This is a genomic window from Staphylococcus pasteuri, assembly GCF_030547725.1.
GTDB classification, from domain to species: Bacteria; Bacillota; Bacilli; order Staphylococcales; family Staphylococcaceae; genus Staphylococcus; species Staphylococcus pasteuri.
Window position 1 is genome coordinate 1 of record NZ_JAUOQO010000494.1, and the last position, 260, is coordinate 260.

General features: G+C 48.5%; 1 protein-coding gene. It reads right to left on the reverse strand.

From position 1 onward, the window contains the following. The coding region (locus tag Q4528_RS14465; protein ID WP_303522337.1) for a hypothetical protein at positions 1-260 on the reverse strand (260 nt) is incomplete at both ends.

A 260-nucleotide genomic window follows, 5' to 3' on the forward strand; every position in this document is an offset into this window, starting at 1 on the left:
CAGTAATCATTACCGGTATTAATGCGTTGGCGATCGCCTACAATCCAGCCGTTGGCAACATATGCCACTTTCTGGTTGCCATAAAAACTTGGATCGGCCCAGTTACCTAATGAAGTAAAACCCCAATCAAGCATTCGCGCTAAGGTGACATCTCGCCATACGCCAATCGCATCATCACGAGAATCCGGGGCGTATTTACGCTGTAGGTTAGCGCTGTAGAAACTAAATACTTCGCCATGCTCTAGCGGACCGGTGTGGAT